This window comes from Pseudescherichia sp. (genome assembly GCF_031987975.1).
In the GTDB taxonomy this organism is placed as follows: domain Bacteria; phylum Pseudomonadota; class Gammaproteobacteria; order Enterobacterales; family Enterobacteriaceae; genus Pseudescherichia.
This window is the reverse complement of sequence record NZ_DALZYX010000001.1, coordinates 524,244-545,465: the sequence shown is the minus strand read 5'-3', so window position 1 is coordinate 545,465 and position 21,222 is coordinate 524,244. Positions and strand designations below refer to the sequence as shown.

Genomic DNA, 21,222 nt, shown 5'->3' with positions numbered 1-21,222 from the left:
CCATGATTTTTGAGCATTACGGCCTGCCGCCGATCACCGGGAAAAACCACTTTAAGGGGAAATGCCCACTGTGTGAATCCATCGGTAAATTCCGCATCGATGACCGTGATGGTGCTGGCACCTGGATCTGCAAATGCGGCAGCGGCGACGGGATTAAGCTGGTGACCGAAACTCAGGGTAAACCATTCAATGAGGTTTGCCGTGAAATTGATGAGCTGATTGGCAACACCTTTACTCGGTTGAAGATACCAGCCACCAGCAGCGCAGGCAGTCTGCGTAACAGGGTGCTCAGCAAGTTCTCGAAGCTTACCGCTCTGCGTGGCACTTCCGGCGCCCAGTACCTGAACGCGCGCGGAGTTTACCAGCTGCCAGCAGAAGCTATCCGCTTCAACGATAAGCAGCGCCATAACGGTCTGGTTTTCCAGTCGCTTTACTCACTGGCAACCGACGACAAAGGTGAGCTCTGCTACCTCCATCAGACACTGCTGGACGGGGCCAGGAAGGCAGATATCGGGACCAGTGCCAAGCGCCTCAAGTCCCTGCAGGAGGATAACTATCTGGATCACGCCCGCTCTGTGGCTATCCGAATGTTTCCGGTGGCCAGCACGCTGGGTATCGCTGAAGGGATAGAGACAGCGCTATCAGCGCACCAGATTTACAAGGTGAACACCTGGGCAACCATCAACAGCGGATTCATGAAGAAATTCCGGGTGCCGGCCGGCGTGAAGAATTTCATCATCTTTGCAGATCGTGACATTAACAGCGCGACGGGATTAGCGGCTGCGCTGGAATGCGCGCATGCCAATCTGCTCGCAAAAAATGACCTGGAAAGAATCAGCATTTACTACCCCGATAACGGGGACTTCAACGACATGCTCATGAACGGCGATCAGGTTCGTGAACTGGTTTTTTACAAGAAAAAGGCGGCGGCGTAATGCGTACAGACAATATCAAACATAAAGCACTCTTCACCATCCCGACGGCAGCGCACAGCACCACCCTGGCGAACATCAAGCCACTGCCTGAGCAACGGAAAATTACCGGCGATAAGCAGACAGACGCCTATCTCTGGGTGCTGGAGGTCATCCGGATGAACGAACCTGCACATCTGGACGCAGCCGAAGCTGCGCTGGAGAAAATTACGATCACGCCGAAGGAGGCTGAGAAGCGATATTCCCGCCACCTGCTGGCGAAACGCCCTGATCCGTTCATGGCTGCATTCGCAACTATCGGCATGGATAACCCGGCGAGAGCTATCGAGATCGCACGGGAGAACATTAAGAAAGCGGCAGGAGTGCGCGCGACGTTCGGCAGCTACGAAGCGGCGCTGGAAGATGTTGAGGCAGAGCGGATTATGAAAACGTCGCCGAAATACGTTGAAGGGTGCGACTTCGGTTGGACTGCCGAAGAAATGGAAGCCGGGCACATCAGCGGTCATCGCATTTTCGAAATTGACGACCAGCGGGGCGCGCTGGTGGGCGGTTACTGTGACGTTTTGCCGGAGCCCCACACACTTTCTGATGTGGTGCGTGAACTTGTTTACTGGGACTGGCTTTATCGTGAGCGTGATTGCGCAGCGCGTGAGCTGGGACACGAATACGGCTACTCGGAGCACCACAGCTCTGTTTATGACCGTGAAAAGCACCTGGAGAAATTGCTGTCCTCCATCAAGCCGGTAACGCGAGCTGAAGCTGTTGAGGTCTGCATCTGGCTGCTGGCTAACGAGAGAACCGAATATATGGAAAGTGGCGGCGCGGCGATCATCCTCAATCTGGTAGGGGAGTGTGAAGAATGAAGCTGGAAGCATCACTCAAACATTTCAGCCCCCAGGGCATGCACATCAGCGACAGCGTGAAGGGCACTTCGCCGGATCGCATCACCGGCACAGATATCATGGCAGCCATCGGCACCACCAGCAGCCGTGCCCGGTTCGGTCTGGCGGCATACTTCGGCAAGGCCGGGATCAGCAAAACGGATGAGCAGCTGGCGGTTCAGGCACTCGCGCGGCACGCGATGGAAGCAGCCCCGAAGAATGTGCGCAAAGCAGCTGGTGGCGAGTTCGGCTGGTGCATGCAGCTGCTGGCGCAATTTGCTTTCGCTGAGTATGCCCGTTCGGCTGCCACCAGCGTGACGTGTCACAGCTGCAGCGGTACCGGATTGACGTCAAGCTATGAGGATGTGATCAAGCATCCCGGCATTGTTGATGTTGACGGTGCGGGGGTGGTAGCCCCGAAGATTAAGCATGAGCTGGTGAAGCACACCTGCGCAACGTGCGGGGGAAAGGGCGTGATCCACGCACGGTGCCGCTGTGGCGGGAAAGGCGAAGTGCTCGACCGTGTAGCAACGAAGGCAAACGGCGCGCCCGTATTCAAAACCTGTGAGCGTTGTTCTGGAAATGGCTTCTCGTCCGTACCCTCGACCGCTGCGCACAAAGCGATTCTGAGGCGTCTGCCGAAGCTGCATGTGAGGACATGGACCCGCAACTGGAAGCCCTTTCTTGCAGTTCTTGTCGATAAATGCTGGCAGGAGGAGCACCAAGCAGACACTGTTTTTCAGAAAGTAACAACCCTCCATCAGAATGAGAGCTAAAAGCGGCCGTCAGATACGTTTGATTGACGCGAGGTCGCAGGAATGCGGCCTTTTTTGATCGCTATACCAAAATCTCCTGCAAAAACCCATAACTCCTGCACTATAAATACAAACCTGCATTTTGATGTTACTCCTGCACTTATTTTCAAAACCTGCACTTTTTTGTTGATCCTGCACTTTTGTGGTGATTAAATACCAGTTGTCGATATGAGGAGATGATTATGTCAAGTTTGGTAGATGATGTGCTTACCCGCTATGCTCAGGTTGTAGAACATGGCTATGTCGCAACAGGTGGACCACGTTTTAAAAGCTATGCTGTATCCAATCTTAGGGGAGGTGTCGGTAAATCTACGATGACTTTCAACTTGGCATACGAGATTTCTCGTATCAATTCAGTTCTTGTTGCTGACCTTTGCCCTCAATGTAACTTGACGGAAACGATCCTGAAGGGTGCGAATGCCAAAGTTACCGTTGCCCACGCTTTAACTCCACGGATGTTAGGCCCTGCATTTGGTGAGAAGCCAGACGACATTTCTTACCGCGTCAGCAACTACATTGAAGATTTTAAAGGTGGCAAGGCATGCTATGCAATTCCTGGAGATCCTGAGCTATTTGCTTTCCCATCAAGCATGTATCAACAACTTCAGGTGGCCTTATCGCGAGGAGAGCCAAGAGCCGTCGCTACGCTTCTTACCTCCCTTCATTCGATCATGAAAGAGGAGGCCATTGAGAAAAAATGCGAAATTCTCTTAATGGATACGAGCCCGTTTTATGCAGGTGGGACGCACCTTGCGTGGTGCGCTGCTGAAGCACTAATCATCCCTGTTCGAGTTGACGAGCATTCTATTGAATCCCTTAATTTGACACTGGATATGCTGTCACGTACTGATAAAGACTTCCAAATGTGGAATAGCCGCGCCGGAGGTTTATCCTCACCTAAAGTTGCAGCAATTGTTATGACGATGGCTGGATCTAAAAGCAAACTGTCATCAACACCAGGCAAAGCATCTCAAATGTATATCGAGCGAGCTGTTAAGATTGCGGATAAATATAAGCATCTATTTGCCGATGAAGACGTAAGCAAAGCTTTTGTTGTAACCGATGATTTCGTTTCCAGCGGTCAAATTAGTGGTGCCGAGGGCATCCCAATTTCTCAGCTTAAGGTTGGTAGATTCCACACTGTAAGTGAAGGCAAGCGATTACAGGTTAACCAATCTGTTACGCGATATCAGAAACAACTAAGGTATCTCGCAAGCATTCTTTAAAACATCCCGGCCACCGCGCCGGGTTTTTTATATCACCCTTTAATTATTTGCTCCTCTGGATTTAACTTTTCAATATCAAAGCTTGATTTTGTCCGAAAGTGTCGTGTAAACTTCAAATTATGGAGTATATCGCCTACAGATAATTAACTCCAAAAAGCTCGCCATGTTGCGGGCTTTTTTGTGCCTGCGCACATAAACAAAAAAGTTTATAAATCTCTTGTCTGTATAAACAAAAATGTTTATAATTGTTTCAAGTTAAACAGACAGGAGGAGGAAGTGAAGCAAAGCGAGTTCAAGCGTTGGCTTGCCACTCAGGGGGTAGAGTTTAAAGAAGGTACTAACCACTTAAAACTCTTCTACCAGGGCAAGCAAACGGTAATGCCGAGGCATCCGGGTAAAGAGATACCGGAGCCACTGAGAAAAGTAATTCTCAAGCAACTCGGCCTGAAATAAAAATCCAGCCCTTCGGGGCTGGTACTTGCGGCGGTTCACTTATCAGATATGCGATATCCAGTAACGTTCGATTGTGATGAAACAGGGTGCGCGGTGTTGTTTCCAGATATCCCGGAAGCAATGACCGGCGGCGATACCAGAGAGGAAGCGTTAGCGATGGCGCAGGACGCTCTGGTAACAGCGCTGGACTTTTACTTTGAAGACCGGCGCGAGATCCCGCCGCCATCCGGCCAGGGTGAAGCGTTCGTGGAGGTGCCCGCCAGCGTGGCGGCCAAAGTGCTGCTGCTCAATGCGGTAGTTCAGAGCGGTGTGAGTAACGCCGAACTGGCTCGCATGATCGACACGCGCCCGCAGGAGGTGACCCGCATCCTCGATCTGCATCACTCGACCAAAATAGACACCATACAGAAAGCGCTCGCGGCGCTGGGTAAATCCCTCGAACTACACGCCGCGTAAAAGTAATTCACTATCCCATAGGCTCGCTTCGGCGGGCCTTTTTTATTTCCCGCGCCACGCTCGGCGCTTCAACCACAGAGCCTTTCAGAGGTGAGCCAGAGTGATGGTCGGTGTGACCGTCTCTGTGGGCTGACCATCCTGAGCGCTGGCTCACCCCCTAAAAGGAAAGTCACTATGTTCGGTTTCGGTAAAAAAGCACGTAAGGCAGTAAGCGACATCAAGAAGTTCGAAAAGCGTGATCTGGCTCAGGCGGTGGTAAACGCTGCTTACCTGGTGGCATACGCCGACGGCGAATGCGAAGCGTCAGAGAAAGCGAAGATCGAACAGGTGCTGCGTAACCAGCCATCGCTGGCGGCGTTCACCTCTGAAATCAACGCCATCAGCGCGACGATTGTCGGTCAGCTGGACACTAACTTCAAGATTGGCCGCCGCGCGGCGCTGCGTGAGATTGAAGACGTTAAGCACGACACGCGCGAGGCGGAAGACGTTCTCGACGTGGCAGTAGCCATTGCGGAAGCTGACGGCGAAGTAGAGCCGGAAGAGCGCAAGGTACTGGAAGAGATCGCCAGCGCCCTCGGCCTGCGTCTGGAAAACCACCTGTAATGGCCCGGCTTCGCTGGGCTGCTGCTGGTGTATTGCTGTTTCTGGTGATCGCCATCGACTTTACCAGCAAGTTGATGTCGATCCTGGCCGACGGCGTGCTGGTGGCTGGCGTTGTAGCTCTGCTCTGGCCGCTGCTAAAGAAAACGAAATAACACTCTTCTAAAGGCGTCCGACGGGCGTCTTTTACAGAGTGCATTTTAGCCGCCAGCTGGTGGCCATGACTTCAACTACAACACAGCACCCCGACCCTATCGGAGGTGAGAGAATGACCCATATGAGCAAACTTGTAACCGGCGTCGCCCTGGGCACTTCTGGCGGCACAATCGTTAACGGGATCCTGACAAAGTTCAGCCCTGATGAGTGGAGCGCGATCGGTGTGCTGGCGGGTATTGCCGGGATCATCATCACCGGGCTGGTTAACTGGTACTTCAAGCGCAAGGTGACGAACGCCCAGGTCAAAGCGCTGGAGAAGTACGGCCCCGCAGTCAAAGTCGGAGATGATTAAATGCCAATGACCAGCAGCCTGCGCAAAAAACTCATCGGTGTAGCTGGTGCTGGTGCGCTGGCGATCGCCACAGTATTCCTCGGCGGCAAAGACGGCGTAGAGGGGCGGAAGTACGAAGCCTATAAAGACGTAGCCGGAGTATGGACCGTCTGCGATGGCCATACAGGCCGGGATATCGTGAAAGGGAAGACCTACACCGATCGCGAGTGTGACAACCTGCTATGGAAAGACTTACAGCCAGCCAAGAAGACGGTTGATAGTCTGGTCAAAGCGCCGCTGAACGAGTATCAGCGCGCCGCGCTCTACAGCTTCGTCTTTAACGTTGGCTCTGACGCGTTCTCGAAATCAACGCTGCTGCGCAAGCTGAACAAAGGCGACCATGCCGGAGCGTGCGAAGAGATGCGCCGCTGGGTTTACGCTGGTGGCATGAAGTGGAAAGGCCTCCAGAACCGGCGCGAAATGGAGCGCAGCTTGTGCCTGGCGGAGGGGAAGAATGACCTTTAGCATTCGAACGATCCTGATGATCGCTCTCGTGGTCATGCTGCTTGGTATTGGCTATGGCGAGCTACGGTGCCGGAATGGCTGGTACGCCCACGCTGACCACATCAACGCCCTGGCCGCCGGTAAGCGCGCCAAAGCTGAGAAGGCCATTCAGCCTGTTGAGCAGAAGGCCGCGCAGGCCAGCGACGAAGGCCGAATCATCTACCGAACCATAACCCGCGACGTGGTGAAATATGTCCAGGACCCGAATCGTACCGTTTGTGTTTTTGATGATGAGTCTGTCCGGCTGCGGCAACGCGCTATCAACGCTGCCAACTCCATCAGCGGATTTGATGCAGCCCCCATGCAGGGCAAGTGATGCTGGCGCAGACAGCGACGCAGACCTGCAGGCGGATACTGAGACGGCGGAATGCCTCCGCCAGCTGCGACTGGATAAGTACCGCTGGCAGGCCTGGTATAATGCAGTAAAATAAAAAAAGCCCTCAGAAACAGGAAACCCATAATGCTTCTGAGGGAGTGCAAGTGCACAATCGTTACGATACTAAGTGTGCTGATTTTAGGGATTTTTGCTGTGAGAGTTAGCTGGAAAGCCTTTTAAGCCGTACAAGTAAAGTGTGTCAGGGCTCAAAAACTGACGTCGGTATCGTATTCATTGTCCCTTTAGTGGCCTATCCTGACTGCAAATATTGGAGCGGAGGGGATATGAAACAGCCTGTAGATCCTAACAAGGTGGTCGTCTGGCAGGTAGAGTTCCGGTTCTCAACAAAGACTATATCTCTCGGGCATGGCACTCACTTCATTCAGGCGCTGCAGAACGAGCCAGCCCACCAGCTCTATGACCGGTTCTTTGATGAAATCGATATTGAGCTCAGGGCCGAGCATAGCGATTACCAGCTGCGGAGCTGCAATATCAGGCCTGCTATTATGAAAGAAGACTGACCGCCTGCGGGCGGTTTTTTATTGCTGAATATATGCCTGTATCGAGAGTAAATTTAAATAACGTTTCTTTGAGAAGGTAACAAATGACATTAGAAACATATATATAATTAACCTTCTCTGAATCTTCTTATCGACTCTTGTTCACTGATGTACTCAAAAGGCAGCAACTTTTCTGGTTTGCTCTCCGAAAACCAGCCCTGACTGCTGCGCTTAAGAACTGAGCCATTTGCAAAGCAAATATTACTCACACTGCGAATTAATGCGAATTTACCGTTATTAAAAGCGACCCGATGAATGCAAATCGGATGTGAAGATTCTCCCTGAAAACGGCTCTCAATAATGCCACATGTGAGCATTACGTCTGTAGTATTTTTCATGATTGCCTTCTATCTCAAAGTGTTCTGGTTACTAAAAGTTTGTTTGAAGGAAGAGCGGCTTATCCTCCAATGCATTTACATTCAGATGGTAAGAAATCCAGACCGCAATACGGGCATTCAAGAGATAAATCTTTACGCATTTTTCCTGCTTTCTGGTCTGCGATCTGAGAGCACCTGGGACAGGTGACATGTACGGGGCGCTCTTTGAGCTTTCTAAGTCCGCTGGTGTACGACACGGTATGCTACTCCAAACTTTTGGACAGGAAGGTACAAGCTACCAACAACTTATAGCTAAATGAGGGGGGTAAAATCTCACAAGAAGGTTTTCAGGGGACTTACCGTTCCTCGGGGAGAAAGAAGTGCCCACATTTCGGGCATATACAGGTAATGTTCTTACGGATTTTGCTACTTTTTTGTTCCATTGCGTAAGAGCAGTGTGGACAGTTAACTTTAACTGGCTTATCCATGTACATTTTTAGGTCATCGAAAATAGTCATAAATTTACTCTATAAATGTGTGGGTAATCATTGTATCCCTCCTGACTTTTATTTGCTCACTTATTGTTCAGTTATGCTTTTCGTAAGGTGAAACGGTCTGTACGAGGTTTCGCACTTCCGAAAGGCGCTTAAACATTTGGGTGAGAAAACCTTTCTTCAATGCTTAATTAGCAAGCCACTGGCATCCGCTGATGGCTTTTTTTATGCGCCTCGCACGCGCACCAAAGAGAGTCTTTCAGCCGTGAGCCTGGGGATCCGCTTCTCTCGGGCGGCTGTCCTGTGCGACAGGCTCACATCTAAAAGGAAACCCGAATGAAATACTTATCGCCGCAGCAGGCGATGCTTGGCATGCGTGTCGTTCTGACCGACAACGGCATGATCATCAAAAGCCCTGCTGGCTCTGCTGAGTACAACCTCAAAGGCCGCCGCATTAAAGTTACCGGTTACCCTGAATATTTTCCTGGCCTGCTGAGCGTGAAGGACAAGCGCACTAAGACAGGCGGATGGGTGAATATCTCAGCCGGTGAGTTCACGGCTTATCGTGAGGATGGCTCAGTTAGTGCACGTATTGGACGTATCAACCCGCTAGAAGAACAAAGGCTGGTGGACGCGACAGCCAACTGGTCAACGAAGGTAAACACCGACGAGAACGGCCACCGTTACGCTGCTGGTATGGGTGCTGCTGTTGAAGATGGTAAGAAGCAGGTTGAATTTAAAGCGGATCGGTTCGCCGTTACTGGCCCAACGCTTATCAATGAACATAATGTAAAGACCCGCCTCTCTGACGATATGCGCGAAGCTGTTATTGATGCTGTACGTGAGAGCGATCTGTTTAAGGCGCTGCTGACATCGCAGGACGCTCAGGCTTCTGCGCAGGTCACCATGCAGCTGAATATTAATCAGGCTGTGACCGAGGCCATGCGCAACGCACTGAAGCCCGGCGGCCTGCTGTATCGACGGATCAAAGAAGTCCCGACCCGTGAAGACTACGTAGGATGTAGCCGAATCGAGGCGAGCAAAAAGGCGACAGAACTAACGAGAGCCGCAGCAGAGACTGGGCAGACTTTAGCCCTGGCTCGCCACCTGGCATTACTGATGCCGATCATTGAACGAAGCTGATTTTGTATGGCCTCCAATTCTCCCTGGCACAATCTCTACAACACCAAGCGATGGTACCGCCTGCGTTATCACCAGCTGCAGAAGCAGCCCTTGTGCGAGTTTCACCTGAAGCGTAATCAGGTGGTGTCAGCAGCTGTGGTGGACCATGTTAAGCCGCATAAAGGCGATGAGACCCTCTTTCACGATCCGGAAAATTTACAAAGTTTATGCAAACGCTGCCACGACTCCGTCAAGCAGCGCATGGAGAACGGCGGGACGGTGACCGAGTTTGATGAAGAGGGCCGAGTGATCTGGTAACAGGAGCATGTGATGCAAGATCTGAAGATTGAATACCGGGAAGGTGATTTAGTTGAACTGAGCATTGATGGCATCTGCTTCAAGTCAGTCACCGCTATGAGCCTCCATCATGAGGCGGGCAAGACGCTGCCAGTGATCACTCTGACCATCCCTCTCGGTGTTGGCAAACGGCTGGAACCCGCCAGCCTGGCCCGCGAAAACCTGCAGATTATCGAAAAATGATAATCATTCTCGTTTGATAGGAGCGAGGCAGGGGGGAGGGTAAAACTCTGACACCTGGCCGGTAAAGACCGCGCTCCCAGTTTTATTTTTAAAAACGTCCAGAAAAAAAGGAAAAACGCGATGGCACAGCGAGGCAGAAAGTCTCTGGCTGCGACGTCTGCTGTCTCGCTGCCAGCACTGGCTGAAAGCAGGCTACAGCCGTCCATTCACCTGAGCGATCCGGAGATCAACGTCTGGGTCCGGCTGGTCAATGACAACCCGGCCAGCTCTTTCACCGAAACGCACCGCGATATGCTGGAGATGTACTGCCGCCATGTGGTGCAGGCCCGGCTGCTCACCACGCAGATCGAGGAGTTCGAGCTGGAGTGGCTGGCCCGTGACGATGGGCTGAAGCGCTACGACAGGCTGCTTACGATGCGCGAGCGCGAAGTGCGATCGGCATCCTCTCTTGCGACACGTCTGCGGATCACCCGGCAGGCCACTGCCGATCCCAAAACGGTTGGCCGTGCTAACAACAATCTGGCTCGGGAGAAAAAGCCCTGGGAAATTGATTAAGGCTCTTTGATGGCTAAAAAAACTCTGACAAGAGCTGAGAGGAATATCCTCTGGTGCGAAAGAAATATCGTCATCCCTGAAGGTAAGTTCGTCGGTCAGCCCCTGAAAATGGCTGAGTTCATGAAGGACGACTTCAGGGCCATCTTCGACAACCCGCACGGCACACGCCGGGCGATCATCAGCCGCGGGCGGAAGAACGCCAAAACCGTTGAAACCGCCATGCTGATGCTGCTCTACCTGGTAGGGCCGGAGGCCGCGCCGAACTCGCAGCTGTATTCCGCTGCGCGATCCCGCGATCAGGCCGCCATTCTGTTTAACCTTGCCTCAAAGATGTGCCGGATGAACCCGGTGCTGATGCAATACGTCGCAATTAAGGATTCAGCGAAAGAGATTCACTGCCCGGAGCTGGGTTCGTACTACCGCGCGCTGAGCGCCGAAGCCACAACGGCATACGGTTTCTCGCCGCGATTCGTTGCCCACGACGAACTGGGGCAGGTACGCGGGCCGCGAGATGCACTTTATGAGGCGCTGGAGACTGCCACCGCCGCTCAGGATAACCCCATTTCGGTGATCATCAGCACCCAGGCCCCTGACGCGAGTGACCTGCTGAGCCTGCTGATTGATGACGGCCTGACCGGTGCTGACCCGAGAACGGTGGTCCGTCTCCAGACTGCGCCGGAAGATATCGACCCGTTTTCGGTTGAGGCCATCAGGCTGGCGAACCCGGCATTTGACGTGTTCATGAACCAGAAAGAAGTGCTGGACATGGCCGCCAGCGCCAAGCGCCTGCCTTCGCGCCAGGCTGAGTTCGAGAACCTGGTGCTTAACCGCAGGGTTGAAGCTAAAAGCCCGTTTGTCAGCCAGACCGTCTGGCACATGAACAAGGAAGAGCCTGACGATCTCACGGGTAAAACTGTGTGGGGTGGCCTCGACCTTTCCAGCGTGTCGGATCTGACCGCCCTGGTGCTGAATACAACGCAGGGCGATGTGCACTGCACGTTCTGGCTGCCCGAAGAGGGGCTGGCCGACAAGGCGCGCAACGATCGCGTTCCCTACGACATCTGGGCGAAGCAGGGCTTTCTTAACACAACCCCGGGCAAGGCCATCGAATACGCCTTCATCGCCCGCGAGCTGCGGCGCGTTTTCGACACCTGTAACGTCCGGGCGCTGGCGTTCGACCGCTACAACATGCGCTTCCTTCGCCCACATCTGATAGATGCCGGGTTTACCGAGGCGGAGCTCGAGCGGTTTGTGGAGTTCGGCCAGGGCTTTGTCTCGATGTCACCGGCGCTCCGGGAACTTGAGGCCAGACTCCTCGGCGGGCAGCTGAAGCACGGCAATCACCCCATTCTCGAAATGTGCGCCAAAAACGCCACCGTCATCACCGACCCCGCCGGCAACCGCAAATTTGTGAAAGGCAAAGCCAGCGGGCGCATCGACGGCATGGTAGCGCTGGCGATGTCTGTCGGCGCGCAGACCAGTGATGAGGTGGAGGATCAGGGCGACGTTAACGATTTCATCTACAACTTTTTGAGCATCTAGCATGGCAGAAACCGACTACAGCATTGACCTGCGGACACGTTCGCCATTCTGGGCGCGCATGGCCTCTATTCTTACCGGTGGCCGCCTGGTCACACCGGACAACGGCTCGCAGATGGCGGGCACATCGGCTCACGGCACTGTCGGGGAATCGGTGGTGAGCGATGAGCGCAACATGTCGATCAGCACCGTATGGGCTTGTATCAGGCTCATCTCCACCGTAACAGCATCGTTGCCGCTGGACGTTTTTGAAACCATCGACGATCAGCGTAAGAAGGTCGATAACAAAAACCCACTGGCGAAGCTGCTCCGCTTCCGGCCCAACAACTTCATGACTGCGCTGGAGTTTCGCGAGGCGATGACAATGCAGCTCTGCGCCTACGGCAACGCCTACGCGCATGTAGAGCGAAACAGCGTCGGCGATGTCATCAGCATGCTGCCGTTGATGAGCGCAAACATGGATGTCCGGATTGATGGAAGGAATGTCATCTACCGGTACCGGCGCGACAGTGAGTATGTGGACTTTAAGCCTAAAGAGATATTCCACCTGAAGGGCTTCGGCTTTAACGGGCTGGTCGGCTTGTCGCCGCTGGCGTTCAGCGCCAAATCTGCTGGCGTGGCGATCGCTATGGAAGATAACCAGCGGGAGTTCTTCGCCAACGGCGCGAAGTCGCCGCAAATCCTGATGACTGACGGCAAGGTACTGACTAAAGAGCAGCGCGGGCAGCTGGAGGAAAACTTTAAGGAGATTGCCGGCGGCCCGGTGAGAAAACGCCTCTGGATCCTTGAGAGCGGATTCACCACGCAGCCTATTGGCATCTCGCCGCAGGACGCGCAGATGCTTGAGGCCCGCAAGTTTCAGGTGGCAGAACTGGCGCGATTTTACGGTGTTCCTCCGCACCTGGTGGGTGATGTTGAAAAAACAACATCATGGGGCAGCGGTATTGAGCAGCAGAACCTCGGCTTTCTCCAGTACACACTGAAACCCTATCTCGATCGCTGGGAATACAGCATCGAGCGCTGGCTGGTGAAAGAGTCCGATCAGGGCAGGCTGCACGCCGAGCACAACCTCGACGGCCTGCTTCGTGGGGATTCAGCGAGCCGCGCCACCTTCATGCAAACGATGGTCAACACCGGGATCCGGACCGTTAACGAGGTGCGGCGACTGGATAACCTTCCGCCATTGCCTGGCGGTGATGTGGCGACGCGCCAGTCGCAGAACGTACCCATTACCGATCTCGGAACAAACAAATAGCCCCGCACTGACGGGGCTTAATTTTTATGGGGGCCATGATGCCTGATATTCACAAAACGCTGGCGTTCGACCAGACCGAAATTAAGTTTACCGGCGACGGCAGTAAGGGAACGTTTGAGGGGTACGCCTCGGTATTCAATAACACCGACTCGGATGGAGACATCATTTTGCCAGGTGCGTTCGCTGGCGTGGTCGCTAACCAGAGCCGAAAGGTGGCGATGTTCTTTAACCATCAGACGCGCGCTATCCCCGTCGGCAAGTGGGATGCCATGCATGAAGACGAGAAGGGGCTGTTTGTACGCGGGCAGCTCACACCCGGCCTGAGCATCTCTGAAGATCTTAAAGCTGCGATGCAGCACGGCACTGTCGAAGGCATGTCGGTGGGGTTCTCTGTCGGGCCAGATGATTACAGCGTCGGTACCACTGGCCTCATTTTCAAAAACATCTCTTATCTGCGGGAAATCAGCGTCTGCACTTTCCCGGCCAACGAACTGGCGGGCGTTACCGCCATGAAAAGTATCGACGGCATCAAATCCATTCGTGACGCGGAGGCCTGGCTGAGGGATTCAGTCGGCCTGACGCGTGCTGAAGCGCAGGCGTTTATCGCCCGCGTGAAGTCCGCAGGCCGGAGTGAGTCCGGTAGCGGCGACATTGACGCGCTGGCACAGCGCATTACCTCATTTGCCGCTAACCTGCGGAACAATTAACGGAGCACCACATGTCTGAATTATCTGTACTGGAAAAAGCGATCGAGAATTCACAGAAAGAAGTGAAGGAACTCATCGAGGAGCAGCGTAAGTCCATTCAGGAGAACGGGCAGATCAATAAAGAGCTTCAGGAAAACCTGACCAAAGCCCAGAACGAAGTGAAATCGCTCGGCCAGCGTTTCTTCGATCTTGAGCAAAAACTCGCAGGTAATGCGCCTGACCAGACCGCGAAGAAGTCTTTCTCTGAACGTGTGTCAGAAGATCTCATCAAAAACTGGAACGGTGACCGTGCCAAAGCGAAAGTAACCAGCTTTGATAAGGCACTCGGTTCGGGTGCTGCCTCTGCCGGTGCGCTGGTGCAGCCGCAGCAGGTGCCGGGCATTCTGACGCCGGGCCTGCGCCGCCTGACTGTCCGCGACCTGCTGGCGCAGGGGCGAATCACCAGTAACGCCCTGGAATACGTTCGTGAAAACATCTTCACCAACGCCGCGGCCCCGGTGGCTGAAGGTGCGCTGAAGCCGGAAAGTAACATCACCTTCACCAAAGAAACGGCGAACGTGAAAACCATCGCGCACTGGATGCAGGCGTCCCGCCAGATCATGGATGATGCGCCGGCGCTTCAGTCCTACATCAACTCCCGCATGATGTACGGCCTGGCACTGGTGGAAGAAAACCAGATGCTGAACGGCGATGGTACCGGCGATAACCTGCTGGGCCTGAATGCCGTGGGCACCGACTATGAGACGGAACTGAACGCGGATGGTGACAACGGCGCAGATATTCTCGCCCACGCTATCTACCAGGTGTCGCTGAGCGAGTTCGAAGCTGACGGTATCATTCTGAACCCGCGCGACTGGCACCGCATTGCGCTGCTGAAGGATGCCAACGGCAACTATATCCTTGGTGGCCCGCAGGCGTTCGCCTCGAAAGTGCTGTGGGGGCTGCCGGTGGTTTCCACTACGGCCCAGGCGGCTGGCTCGTTTACCGTCGGTGCGTTCGGTCTGGCCTCGCAGGTATGGGATCGTATGGATGCCACCATCGAGATCAGCAACCAGGATCGCGATAACTTTGTTAAAAACATGCTGACCATCCTGTGCGAAGAACGCCTGGCACTGGCTCACTATCGTCCGGCGGCGATCGTAACCGGCAGCATGACCATTTCTTCTGGCGCATAACACGAGGGCGCGGTCAGCAATGGCCGCGTTTACCGCATGAAAATTAAAGCTCTCCGTATGTTCTCGCATTATCACCTCGGCAACGTTTCGCAGGGCGAAACACGAACAGTGAAAAAGGAAATTGGCGAAGCGCTGGTGAAAATGCTTCTGGCCGAAGAAGTTGAGCCTGAAAAGGCAGAGACGCCAGATCCCGAAAAACCGAAAACCGGGGGTAAAGGTGGAAATAAGCGCGGAGCAGATGGCGCAGATAAAGGCGCATCTCAGGGTTGACAGCGACGCCGAAGATACGCTTATAGCCGCATACGCCTCAGCTGCCGTCGATTATGTTGAGCATTTCTGCGACGGTGCGCTGGTGGAGGTACTGACGCCTCCAGTGGAAGATAAAGAGCTTCCCCGAGAGGTTCTTTTTACTTCCGGCATTTGGGCGGCGATGTTGCTTCTCATCGGTCACTGGTATGCGAACCGCGAAGCCGCGTCGCAGAATCTGGCGGAAACGCCGCTGGGCGTTGAGGCGTTGCTGATACAGCACCGTCGGTGGCACTGATGGCCTGCTCCGGATGCGCCGCCCGGCGTGAATGGCTTAAAAAGTGGATGAGGATCGCCTATGAACGATCAACAGGTAAAACAGCTGCTGGCAGCAATGGCGGCCCAGACAGCAGCAATGAACCGACTGGCGGAGTCAAACGAGGCCCTGACGGCGGTGATCTATCAGTCAACGGTAGTGGAAGAGAGTGACGCTGAACTTCCACAGCATACTTACCTCAGCGGCAAGCCCAGGGGGTGATCATGCAGGCGGGGAAGCTCAATAAACGAATCACGCTGCAGAGGCCTGTTAAAACGCAGAGCCCGGTTACCGGCGCGGTGGTTAATGGGTGGGCTGACCAGGCCGAACTGTGGGCTAACGTTACCGACTTGTCTGCGCGCGATTTTGTGGCCGCGCAGGCGGGGCAGAGTGAGGTAACCACGCGGATCACTATCCGCTGGCGAGATGATGTCACGGATAAGCACCGCATTCTTTATCGTGGCCGCGTTTACGATATTCAGGGCGTGCTGGAAGACGACAAAAGCGGGCGGGAATATCTGACACTGCCATGCTCCCGGGGGGTTAACGATGGCTGACGGTATTGATTTCAGCATCATCGGTGTCGAAGCGTTGCTGGGGAAATTATCTTCCGTCAGTGACGATCTGCGTCGTCGTGGCGGACGGGCAGCACTTCGGCGCGCCGGTAACGTGATTGTCGAAAAAGCAAAGTCAAACGCCAGCCGTATCGATGATCCGCACACCGGACGAAGCATAGCTGCGAACGTGGCTATGCGCTGGAATGGCCGCCTCTTCAAAACCACCGGCAATCTGGGTTTTCGGATCGGCGTTCTTCACGGCGCAGTCCTGAAAAAAAATCCTGATCTCGGTGAGAATGCGCCGACACCACACTGGCGACTGATTGAGTTCGGTACCGAGAACGTGCGGGCGCAGCCGTTTATGCGCCCGGCGGCGGAGAGCAGCACCGGCGAGGTGGTGACCGTGTTCGCCACTGAATACGAAAAGGCTATCGACCGCGCCATCAAGCGCGCGGCGAAAAAGGGGATACCTCCATGATCGCCCCAATATTTACTGTCTGCGCTGCCAGCCCGTCGGTGGTGGCACTGCTGGGCGGCGAAACGCTGCGCCTCTATCCGTTCGGCCAGCAGGACGACAACGTGGTCTATCCCTACGTGGTGTGGCAGAACGTCACCGGCTCTCCGGAGAACTACCTGGCCCAGCGCCCTGACGTAGATTCTTTCACGCTGCAGGTTGATGCGTATGCGGACACCGTGGACGAAGTGATCGCTGTTGCCGCCGCGCTACGAGACGCTATAGAGCCACATGCATATATCACGCGCTGGGGCGGGCAGGAAAAAGACCCTCAAACCAGACGCTACCGCTATTCGTTCGACGTGGACTGGATAGTAAAGCGATAACCATCTCACCGGCCCTGAGCCGGTTTTTTTATGACCGGAGATAACCAATGTCTGTATTAACTCAAGGCACGCAGCTCTTTGTGCTCGCCAATGGCGCAGTGAGTGAAGTGGAATGTATTACGGCCTTCTCGCCAGGCAGCAACCCGGCCGACCAGATTGAAGACACCTGTCTTTCAGAGCGCAACGATCGCACCTATAAGCGCGGTCTGCGTACACCCGGCGCGGCATCGCTCACGTTGAACGCTGACCCTAAAAATGCCAGCCATATCATGCTCTATAACCTGTCGATTTCTGATGAGGAGGCCGATCAGGATCTGACCTTCGCAATCGGCTGGTCTGACGGTGAGGCCACACCGACGGCCGCCGCCGGTAGCACGAGCGGGGCGGTAGACGGACTGGCACTGCCCGACAGCCGCACCTGGTTCGTGTTTAAGGGCTATGTGTCAGATTTCCCGTTTGATTTTGCAGCCAACACGGTTGTTTCCACTTCCGCCTCTATCCAGCGTTCCGGCTCTGCCGTCTGGGTACCAAAAGCGAGCGCCTAAAGCATGAAGCTGACACTTGATGCACTGAAGCAGTCGGGGGCCTTTACCGGGCGCCCGGTTGAGAAAGAAATTTCCTGGAAAGACAAAGACGGCAAAGAGCACAAGGCGACAACCTATGTGCGACCGATGGGGTACCACTCGGCAATGACCGACGTTATGGCCGCTAATGGACGGGTGGATGGCGTGGCCGGGCGTATCGCTGCCTCTATCTGCGACGAAGCCGGGCATCCGGTATTTAGCCCGGCGGATATTACCGGCGAAGCGGATCCGGAGCGTGGCGCGCTGGATGGCCCGCTTACTATCGCTCTGCTACTCGCTATCCAGGAGGTTAACGATCTGGGAAAGAGTACCAGCTCAGCGCCGAAGATGAGTTCTGGTGCGAACTCGTCCTCAACGGCATCGGCGGAAGAACCATCGCCGAAGCGCGGGAAGCGATCAGCTTCAAAGAGTCTCAGCTCTGGGCGAAATACCGGGAACGATACGGAAGCCTGAACCCGATGATGCGGACGGAGTGGGGCGCTGCGCTGATCTCTTCCGTGCTGGCTAACGTCAACAAAGGCAAGGATGCCCCGGCATTCCGTCTCAGTGATTTTGCTCCACATATACCCGAAGCGCCCCTCTCTCTGGAAAATGCCATGAAGGCTTGGAGCTAAGCGGGTTAATATTTGTGATACATTTAGATCTTCATAGATGGAGATCTCGCAATGAAAAATTTTGGCTGGCTTCTTTCGTTAATTGGCGTGTTACTTGGTTTATATGCCCTGTTAATGGATGTGACTGTACCTGTTGGAGATGGCACAAATGTTGTTAACTTCGGGCTGCTTTCTCTGAGGCAGAATCTTGTAATAATCGCAGGTTTTTTATTCTTAGGTGGCCTGATAGTCTCAGCATTGAAAAGGAAGAGGCCTGTGCCTGTAGTAGATTTCACAGAGCTAGATCGTATCGATGCAGAATATTTTGTTATCCATGATGATAGTGGTGATCGCCTTGATATTTTAGCCATTGATAGGGTAACACTCATGCTTTTAGGGAAATATAGCAAGAGTAGTGTTTCAGATATCATGCTGATGAATAGACCTCTTATTGACAAATGGTTAAGTTCTTTGCCTGTTGAGTTGCAAAAGGATTTTAGGAGACAATTAGAGGATAGGCTAAAACAAAATAGCTAAATGAGCCCCGCTTTGCGGGGTTTTTTTTGGAGAAAAAATGGCTAGTAAATCTCTTGGCACCCTCACGATAGATCTAATAGCTAAGGTGGGCGGCTTTGTTGCGGGAATGGAAAAGGCCGAGCGCTCATCAGGGAAATGGCGCAAGCAAATAGAGGGAGACGCTAAAGCTGTCGGTTCTGCAATTTCGTCAGCAGGTGTCGCTGCGGCAGGTGCGGCGGTAGCGGCAAGCGCTGCTGGCATTGTTTTGCTAAAATCCACTTCTGATCAAATTACTGAAACTGATCGCTGGGCAAAATCTCTGCGTGTATCGACCCAAGAGCTTCTTGCGTGGCAGTTTGCTGCAGAAAAAGCCGGGGTATCTGGCGACCAGATGGCTGATATTTTCAAAGATATTGGCGATAAAATTGGTGATGCTGTACTTAATAAATCAGGCGAGGCTGTTGATGCACTAAATGCGTTGGGTTTGTCAGCAGATAAGTTATCCAAAACCACCCCAGACAAACAGCTTTTGGCTATTGGTGAGGCTTTAAGTAAAGTCTCAACTAACGCCGGGAAGATAACTATTCTTGAAAGTCTTGGTAATGACTTATCAAAACTACTCCCGCTTTTTGATAATAATAATGAAAAATTAAGGTCATTCATTCAACAAGCTAAAGATTATGGCGTTGCTCCTGACGCAAAATCTATTAATGACTTGCTGAAAGTTAACGAGCTTTTTCAAGATATAGATGCTCAAGTTAAAGGGCTGAAAATTGAAATTTCAAGTGGACTCGCAAAAGTAGACCTAACTCAATTAAATAAGTCTCTCAGCGATGTAAAGAATATCTTAACAGATCCTTCAGTTTTGCAAGGCCTGGCTTCTCTTGTGAGCCAGATAGCTGGGCTAGCGGGATGGATGGCAAAGGCAGCATCTGAGGCTGGAAAGCTTGCTGTAGCGTCGGGAAATAGAATGGCCGCATTAGGCGGCAACGTCGATATGTCAAATATCGACCAGATAAATGAGCGTATTGAATATCTTCAGAGAAACCTTTCGGGGCGCAACGGATTCTATTCGCAAGGCGAGTCTTTCTTTGGCTGGCTAACAGGTGGGGATGACAGTGTAAAAACCTTGAGCGAAGAGCTAAAGGGCTTAATAGAGCAGCGTGAAAATCTGTCGAAACAAAAAAATTCTGTGAATCTCCCGCCCACGACTCAAGCAACCACAGCGCCAAAGGGTTCATTTTCGCTTGGAGTTAATGAGGTAAACGGCAAGACAACGGTTGACGCCGGAGCTAAAAAGCTTGAGGGCGCTTTCAAGACTACAGAGCAAAGCTACCTTCGCCAGATAGCCCTTATTGACACCACCGGCAAAAAAACGGCTGAGGTCACAGAGCAACAAAAGCTGCAATTTGATATCGCAGACGGGAAGCTGGAGGGGATTAACGCGACGCAGCGCCAGCGCCTCGAGCAACTGGCCACAGAGGTGGATCGTCTTAATGCAGTTAAAAAGGCGAACGAAGATAACCTCAAAGTGGCGGAGTTCGTAGCTAACCTGCAGCGTGAGAACGCCAACAGCGCAGCCACACTCAATGCCGATATCGCTGGTGCTGGCCTGGGCGACAAGACCCGGGATCGTATGCGTGAACGGCTGGACGTCGAGCGGGAATTTAACGAGAAAAGGGCTGATCTGCAGCTGCGTTACCTGACGGGTGAAATCAAGAACCAGGGTGAGTACGACCGCTATACGGGTGAGCTCGAAAAGGCTCAGGCCGAGCGCCTCAGTAATTACGAATCCTACTACCAGCAGATAGACCAGCTCGACGCCGACTGGGTTACCGGCGCGCGCGACGGCCTGGCTAACTGGGTTGATGACGCCACGAACTACTCCTCTCAGGCTGCCAGCGCAATGCAGAGCGCGATGTCCAGCGCTACCAGCAATATTGTCGATATGCTCAACGATAACGAGGCGTCCTGGAAGGACTGGAGCGTCAGCGTGCTGAAGTCAATCCAGACCGTGCTGGTCAATATGGCAGTCGCAAATGCTGTCAGTAGCATCGGCTCGCTATTCAGCTTTGGAGCGGCAGCGGGCGGCAGCACGCCTTCTGGTTCATACGCCAGTGCAGCAGCGGGAGTAAAGCTGAACGCGAAAGGCGGAGTGTACGAATCCGCAGATCTGAGCAAATTCAGTAACAGTATTGTCAACAGCCCGACCATGTTCGCGTTCGCTAAGGGCGCTGGCCTGATGGGCGAGGCCGGGCCGGAGGCGATCATGCCGCTGACGCGAGCCGCCGACGGTTCTCTGGGTGTCCGGGCGCTGGATTCAGGCCAGGGGCAGGGCGGCGGCCTGTCCGTCAGCATCGGCGACATCAACTTCAATTCCCAGGCGCAGCAGCCAGCCAGTCAGGGCATTGCCAGCGCCGCTGGCCGCCAGCTTACAGATGCGATCGTGCGTACGGTCAACGATGAAGCTACCCGCCCCGGCACACCTCTCTGGCGCGCAATCAACGGAGTTTAAC

The 21,222-nt window shown here is 53.7% G+C and carries 34 protein-coding genes; 31 read left to right on the top strand and 3 right to left on the bottom strand.

The genetic code is table 11. The features are described 5' to 3' along the window. The first annotated feature begins 2 nt into the window (after positions 1-2). From RTN40_RS02700 to RTN40_RS02645, 12 genes are all read left to right on the top strand, one after another. Positions 3-935: a toprim domain-containing protein gene (locus RTN40_RS02700; RefSeq protein ID WP_312227210.1), complete on the top strand. Its 933-nt coding sequence runs from the start codon at positions 3-5 to the stop codon at positions 933-935. Beyond that, positions 935-1,795 (top strand): helix-turn-helix domain-containing protein, encoded by an 861-nt coding sequence (locus tag RTN40_RS02695; RefSeq protein ID WP_312227081.1) that lies wholly within the window; start codon positions 935-937, stop codon positions 1,793-1,795. The genes RTN40_RS02700 and RTN40_RS02695 overlap by 1 nt, the downstream gene beginning before the upstream one ends. Then, the gene (locus RTN40_RS02690) at positions 1,792-2,589 is read left to right on the top strand and encodes an antitermination protein (protein ID WP_312227080.1); all 798 of its coding nucleotides are present in this window, start codon (positions 1,792-1,794) and stop codon (positions 2,587-2,589) included. Before RTN40_RS02695 ends, RTN40_RS02690 begins: the two co-directional genes overlap by 4 nt. Before the next feature lie 221 nt (positions 2,590-2,810). Further along, positions 2,811-3,854, top strand: coding sequence for a ParA family protein (locus RTN40_RS02685; protein ID WP_312227079.1), 1,044 nt, complete (start codon positions 2,811-2,813; stop codon positions 3,852-3,854). A gap of 276 nt (positions 3,855-4,130) precedes the next feature. Then, the gene (locus RTN40_RS02680) at positions 4,131-4,307 is read left to right on the top strand and encodes a type II toxin-antitoxin system HicA family toxin (protein WP_312227078.1); all 177 of its coding nucleotides are present in this window, start codon (positions 4,131-4,133) and stop codon (positions 4,305-4,307) included. 48 nt (positions 4,308-4,355) lie between these two features. Then, a complete protein-coding gene (locus RTN40_RS02675; protein WP_312227077.1) occupies positions 4,356-4,763 on the top strand; it encodes a type II toxin-antitoxin system HicB family antitoxin in 408 nt (135 codons plus the stop codon). Positions 4,764-4,937: 174 nt separating this feature from the next. Further along, entirely contained in the window at positions 4,938-5,366 is a 429-nt protein-coding gene (locus RTN40_RS02670) for a tellurite resistance TerB family protein (protein WP_222890592.1), read from the top strand. After that, positions 5,366-5,518: a DUF3927 family protein gene (locus RTN40_RS02665; RefSeq protein ID WP_312227076.1), complete on the top strand. Its 153-nt coding sequence runs from the start codon at positions 5,366-5,368 to the stop codon at positions 5,516-5,518. The genes RTN40_RS02670 and RTN40_RS02665 overlap by 1 nt, the downstream gene beginning before the upstream one ends. Before the next feature lie 122 nt (positions 5,519-5,640). Next, entirely contained in the window at positions 5,641-5,871 is a 231-nt protein-coding gene (locus RTN40_RS02660; RefSeq protein ID WP_282984726.1) for a class II holin family protein, read from the top strand. Positions 5,872-5,877: 6 nt separating this feature from the next. Next, positions 5,878-6,375, top strand: coding sequence for a lysozyme (locus RTN40_RS02655; protein ID WP_312227209.1), 498 nt, complete (start codon positions 5,878-5,880; stop codon positions 6,373-6,375). Then, the gene (locus RTN40_RS02650; protein ID WP_312227075.1) at positions 6,365-6,730 is read left to right on the top strand and encodes a hypothetical protein; all 366 of its coding nucleotides are present in this window, start codon (positions 6,365-6,367) and stop codon (positions 6,728-6,730) included. The genes RTN40_RS02655 and RTN40_RS02650 overlap by 11 nt, the downstream gene beginning before the upstream one ends. Positions 6,731-7,074: 344 nt before the next feature. Further along, positions 7,075-7,311, top strand: coding sequence for a hypothetical protein (locus tag RTN40_RS02645; protein ID WP_312227074.1), 237 nt, complete (start codon positions 7,075-7,077; stop codon positions 7,309-7,311). Between the two features lie 107 nt (positions 7,312-7,418). Here the strand turns inward: RTN40_RS02645 and RTN40_RS02640 are convergent, their stop codons facing one another. The 3 genes from RTN40_RS02640 to RTN40_RS02635 form a co-directional block, all read right to left on the bottom strand. Continuing rightward, positions 7,419-7,688 (bottom strand): hypothetical protein, encoded by a 270-nt coding sequence (locus RTN40_RS02640; RefSeq protein ID WP_312227073.1) that lies wholly within the window; start codon positions 7,686-7,688, stop codon positions 7,419-7,421. A 59-nt stretch (positions 7,689-7,747) separates the two neighbouring features. Next, complete coding sequence (locus RTN40_RS20980) at positions 7,748-7,924, bottom strand: YnfU family zinc-binding protein (RefSeq protein ID WP_409418497.1); 177 nt, start codon at positions 7,922-7,924, stop codon at positions 7,748-7,750. A 99-nt stretch (positions 7,925-8,023) separates the two neighbouring features. Then, complete coding sequence (locus RTN40_RS02635; RefSeq protein ID WP_409418505.1) at positions 8,024-8,155, bottom strand: YnfU family zinc-binding protein; 132 nt, start codon at positions 8,153-8,155, stop codon at positions 8,024-8,026. A 342-nt stretch (positions 8,156-8,497) separates the two neighbouring features. On the opposite strand from RTN40_RS02635, the gene RTN40_RS02630 reads away from it, so the two are divergent. From RTN40_RS02630 to RTN40_RS02540, 19 genes are all read left to right on the top strand, one after another. Continuing rightward, positions 8,498-9,304: a DUF1983 domain-containing protein gene (locus RTN40_RS02630; protein ID WP_312227071.1), complete on the top strand. Its 807-nt coding sequence runs from the start codon at positions 8,498-8,500 to the stop codon at positions 9,302-9,304. A 6-nt stretch (positions 9,305-9,310) separates the two neighbouring features. Beyond that, complete coding sequence (locus RTN40_RS02625; RefSeq protein WP_312227070.1) at positions 9,311-9,601, top strand: HNH endonuclease signature motif containing protein; 291 nt, start codon at positions 9,311-9,313, stop codon at positions 9,599-9,601. 12 nt (positions 9,602-9,613) lie between these two features. After that, positions 9,614-9,823, top strand: a complete 210-nt coding sequence (locus RTN40_RS02620) for a serine acetyltransferase (protein WP_312227069.1) — start codon at positions 9,614-9,616, stop codon at positions 9,821-9,823. A 120-nt stretch (positions 9,824-9,943) separates the two neighbouring features. After that, on the top strand, positions 9,944-10,378 hold the full coding sequence (locus RTN40_RS02615; RefSeq protein ID WP_222890225.1) for a hypothetical protein: 435 nt from the start codon (positions 9,944-9,946) through the stop codon (positions 10,376-10,378). A 9-nt stretch (positions 10,379-10,387) separates the two neighbouring features. Then, positions 10,388-11,920: a terminase TerL endonuclease subunit gene (locus RTN40_RS02610; protein ID WP_312227068.1), complete on the top strand. Its 1,533-nt coding sequence runs from the start codon at positions 10,388-10,390 to the stop codon at positions 11,918-11,920. A gap of 1 nt (position 11,921) precedes the next feature. Next, positions 11,922-13,172, top strand: a complete 1,251-nt coding sequence (locus RTN40_RS02605) for a phage portal protein (protein ID WP_312227067.1) — start codon at positions 11,922-11,924, stop codon at positions 13,170-13,172. Positions 13,173-13,210: 38 nt separating this feature from the next. Continuing rightward, complete coding sequence (locus RTN40_RS02600) at positions 13,211-13,879, top strand: HK97 family phage prohead protease (protein WP_312227208.1); 669 nt, start codon at positions 13,211-13,213, stop codon at positions 13,877-13,879. 11 nt (positions 13,880-13,890) lie between these two features. Continuing rightward, entirely contained in the window at positions 13,891-15,054 is a 1,164-nt protein-coding gene (locus tag RTN40_RS02595) for a phage major capsid protein (protein ID WP_312227066.1), read from the top strand. A 36-nt stretch (positions 15,055-15,090) separates the two neighbouring features. Further along, positions 15,091-15,324, top strand: a complete 234-nt coding sequence (locus RTN40_RS02590; protein ID WP_222890230.1) for a hypothetical protein — start codon at positions 15,091-15,093, stop codon at positions 15,322-15,324. Beyond that, positions 15,293-15,598 (top strand): head-tail connector protein, encoded by a 306-nt coding sequence (locus RTN40_RS02585; protein WP_312227065.1) that lies wholly within the window; start codon positions 15,293-15,295, stop codon positions 15,596-15,598. Before RTN40_RS02590 ends, RTN40_RS02585 begins: the two co-directional genes overlap by 32 nt. 60 nt (positions 15,599-15,658) lie before the next feature. Further along, the gene (locus RTN40_RS02580) at positions 15,659-15,838 is read left to right on the top strand and encodes a hypothetical protein (protein WP_312227064.1); all 180 of its coding nucleotides are present in this window, start codon (positions 15,659-15,661) and stop codon (positions 15,836-15,838) included. Between the two features lie 2 nt (positions 15,839-15,840). After that, positions 15,841-16,173, top strand: a complete 333-nt coding sequence (locus tag RTN40_RS02575) for a phage head closure protein (RefSeq protein WP_312227063.1) — start codon at positions 15,841-15,843, stop codon at positions 16,171-16,173. Then, positions 16,166-16,651: an HK97-gp10 family putative phage morphogenesis protein gene (locus RTN40_RS02570; RefSeq protein WP_312227062.1), complete on the top strand. Its 486-nt coding sequence runs from the start codon at positions 16,166-16,168 to the stop codon at positions 16,649-16,651. The genes RTN40_RS02575 and RTN40_RS02570 overlap by 8 nt, the downstream gene beginning before the upstream one ends. Further along, positions 16,648-17,013, top strand: a complete 366-nt coding sequence (locus tag RTN40_RS02565; RefSeq protein ID WP_312227061.1) for a DUF3168 domain-containing protein — start codon at positions 16,648-16,650, stop codon at positions 17,011-17,013. The genes RTN40_RS02570 and RTN40_RS02565 overlap by 4 nt, the downstream gene beginning before the upstream one ends. 47 nt (positions 17,014-17,060) lie before the next feature. Continuing rightward, positions 17,061-17,558 (top strand): phage tail tube protein, encoded by a 498-nt coding sequence (locus RTN40_RS02560; protein ID WP_312227060.1) that lies wholly within the window; start codon positions 17,061-17,063, stop codon positions 17,556-17,558. A gap of 3 nt (positions 17,559-17,561) precedes the next feature. Continuing rightward, the gene (locus tag RTN40_RS02555) at positions 17,562-18,050 is read left to right on the top strand and encodes a phage tail assembly chaperone family protein, TAC (protein WP_312227059.1); all 489 of its coding nucleotides are present in this window, start codon (positions 17,562-17,564) and stop codon (positions 18,048-18,050) included. A 5-nt stretch (positions 18,051-18,055) separates the two neighbouring features. Further along, entirely contained in the window at positions 18,056-18,211 is a 156-nt protein-coding gene (locus RTN40_RS02550) for a hypothetical protein (RefSeq protein WP_312227058.1), read from the top strand. Between the two features lie 51 nt (positions 18,212-18,262). Beyond that, entirely contained in the window at positions 18,263-18,727 is a 465-nt protein-coding gene (locus tag RTN40_RS02545; protein ID WP_312227057.1) for a hypothetical protein, read from the top strand. 37 nt (positions 18,728-18,764) lie between these two features. Next, on the top strand, positions 18,765-21,221 hold the full coding sequence (locus tag RTN40_RS02540) for a phage tail tape measure protein (protein WP_312227056.1): 2,457 nt from the start codon (positions 18,765-18,767) through the stop codon (positions 21,219-21,221). Position 21,222 lies beyond the last annotated feature (1 nt).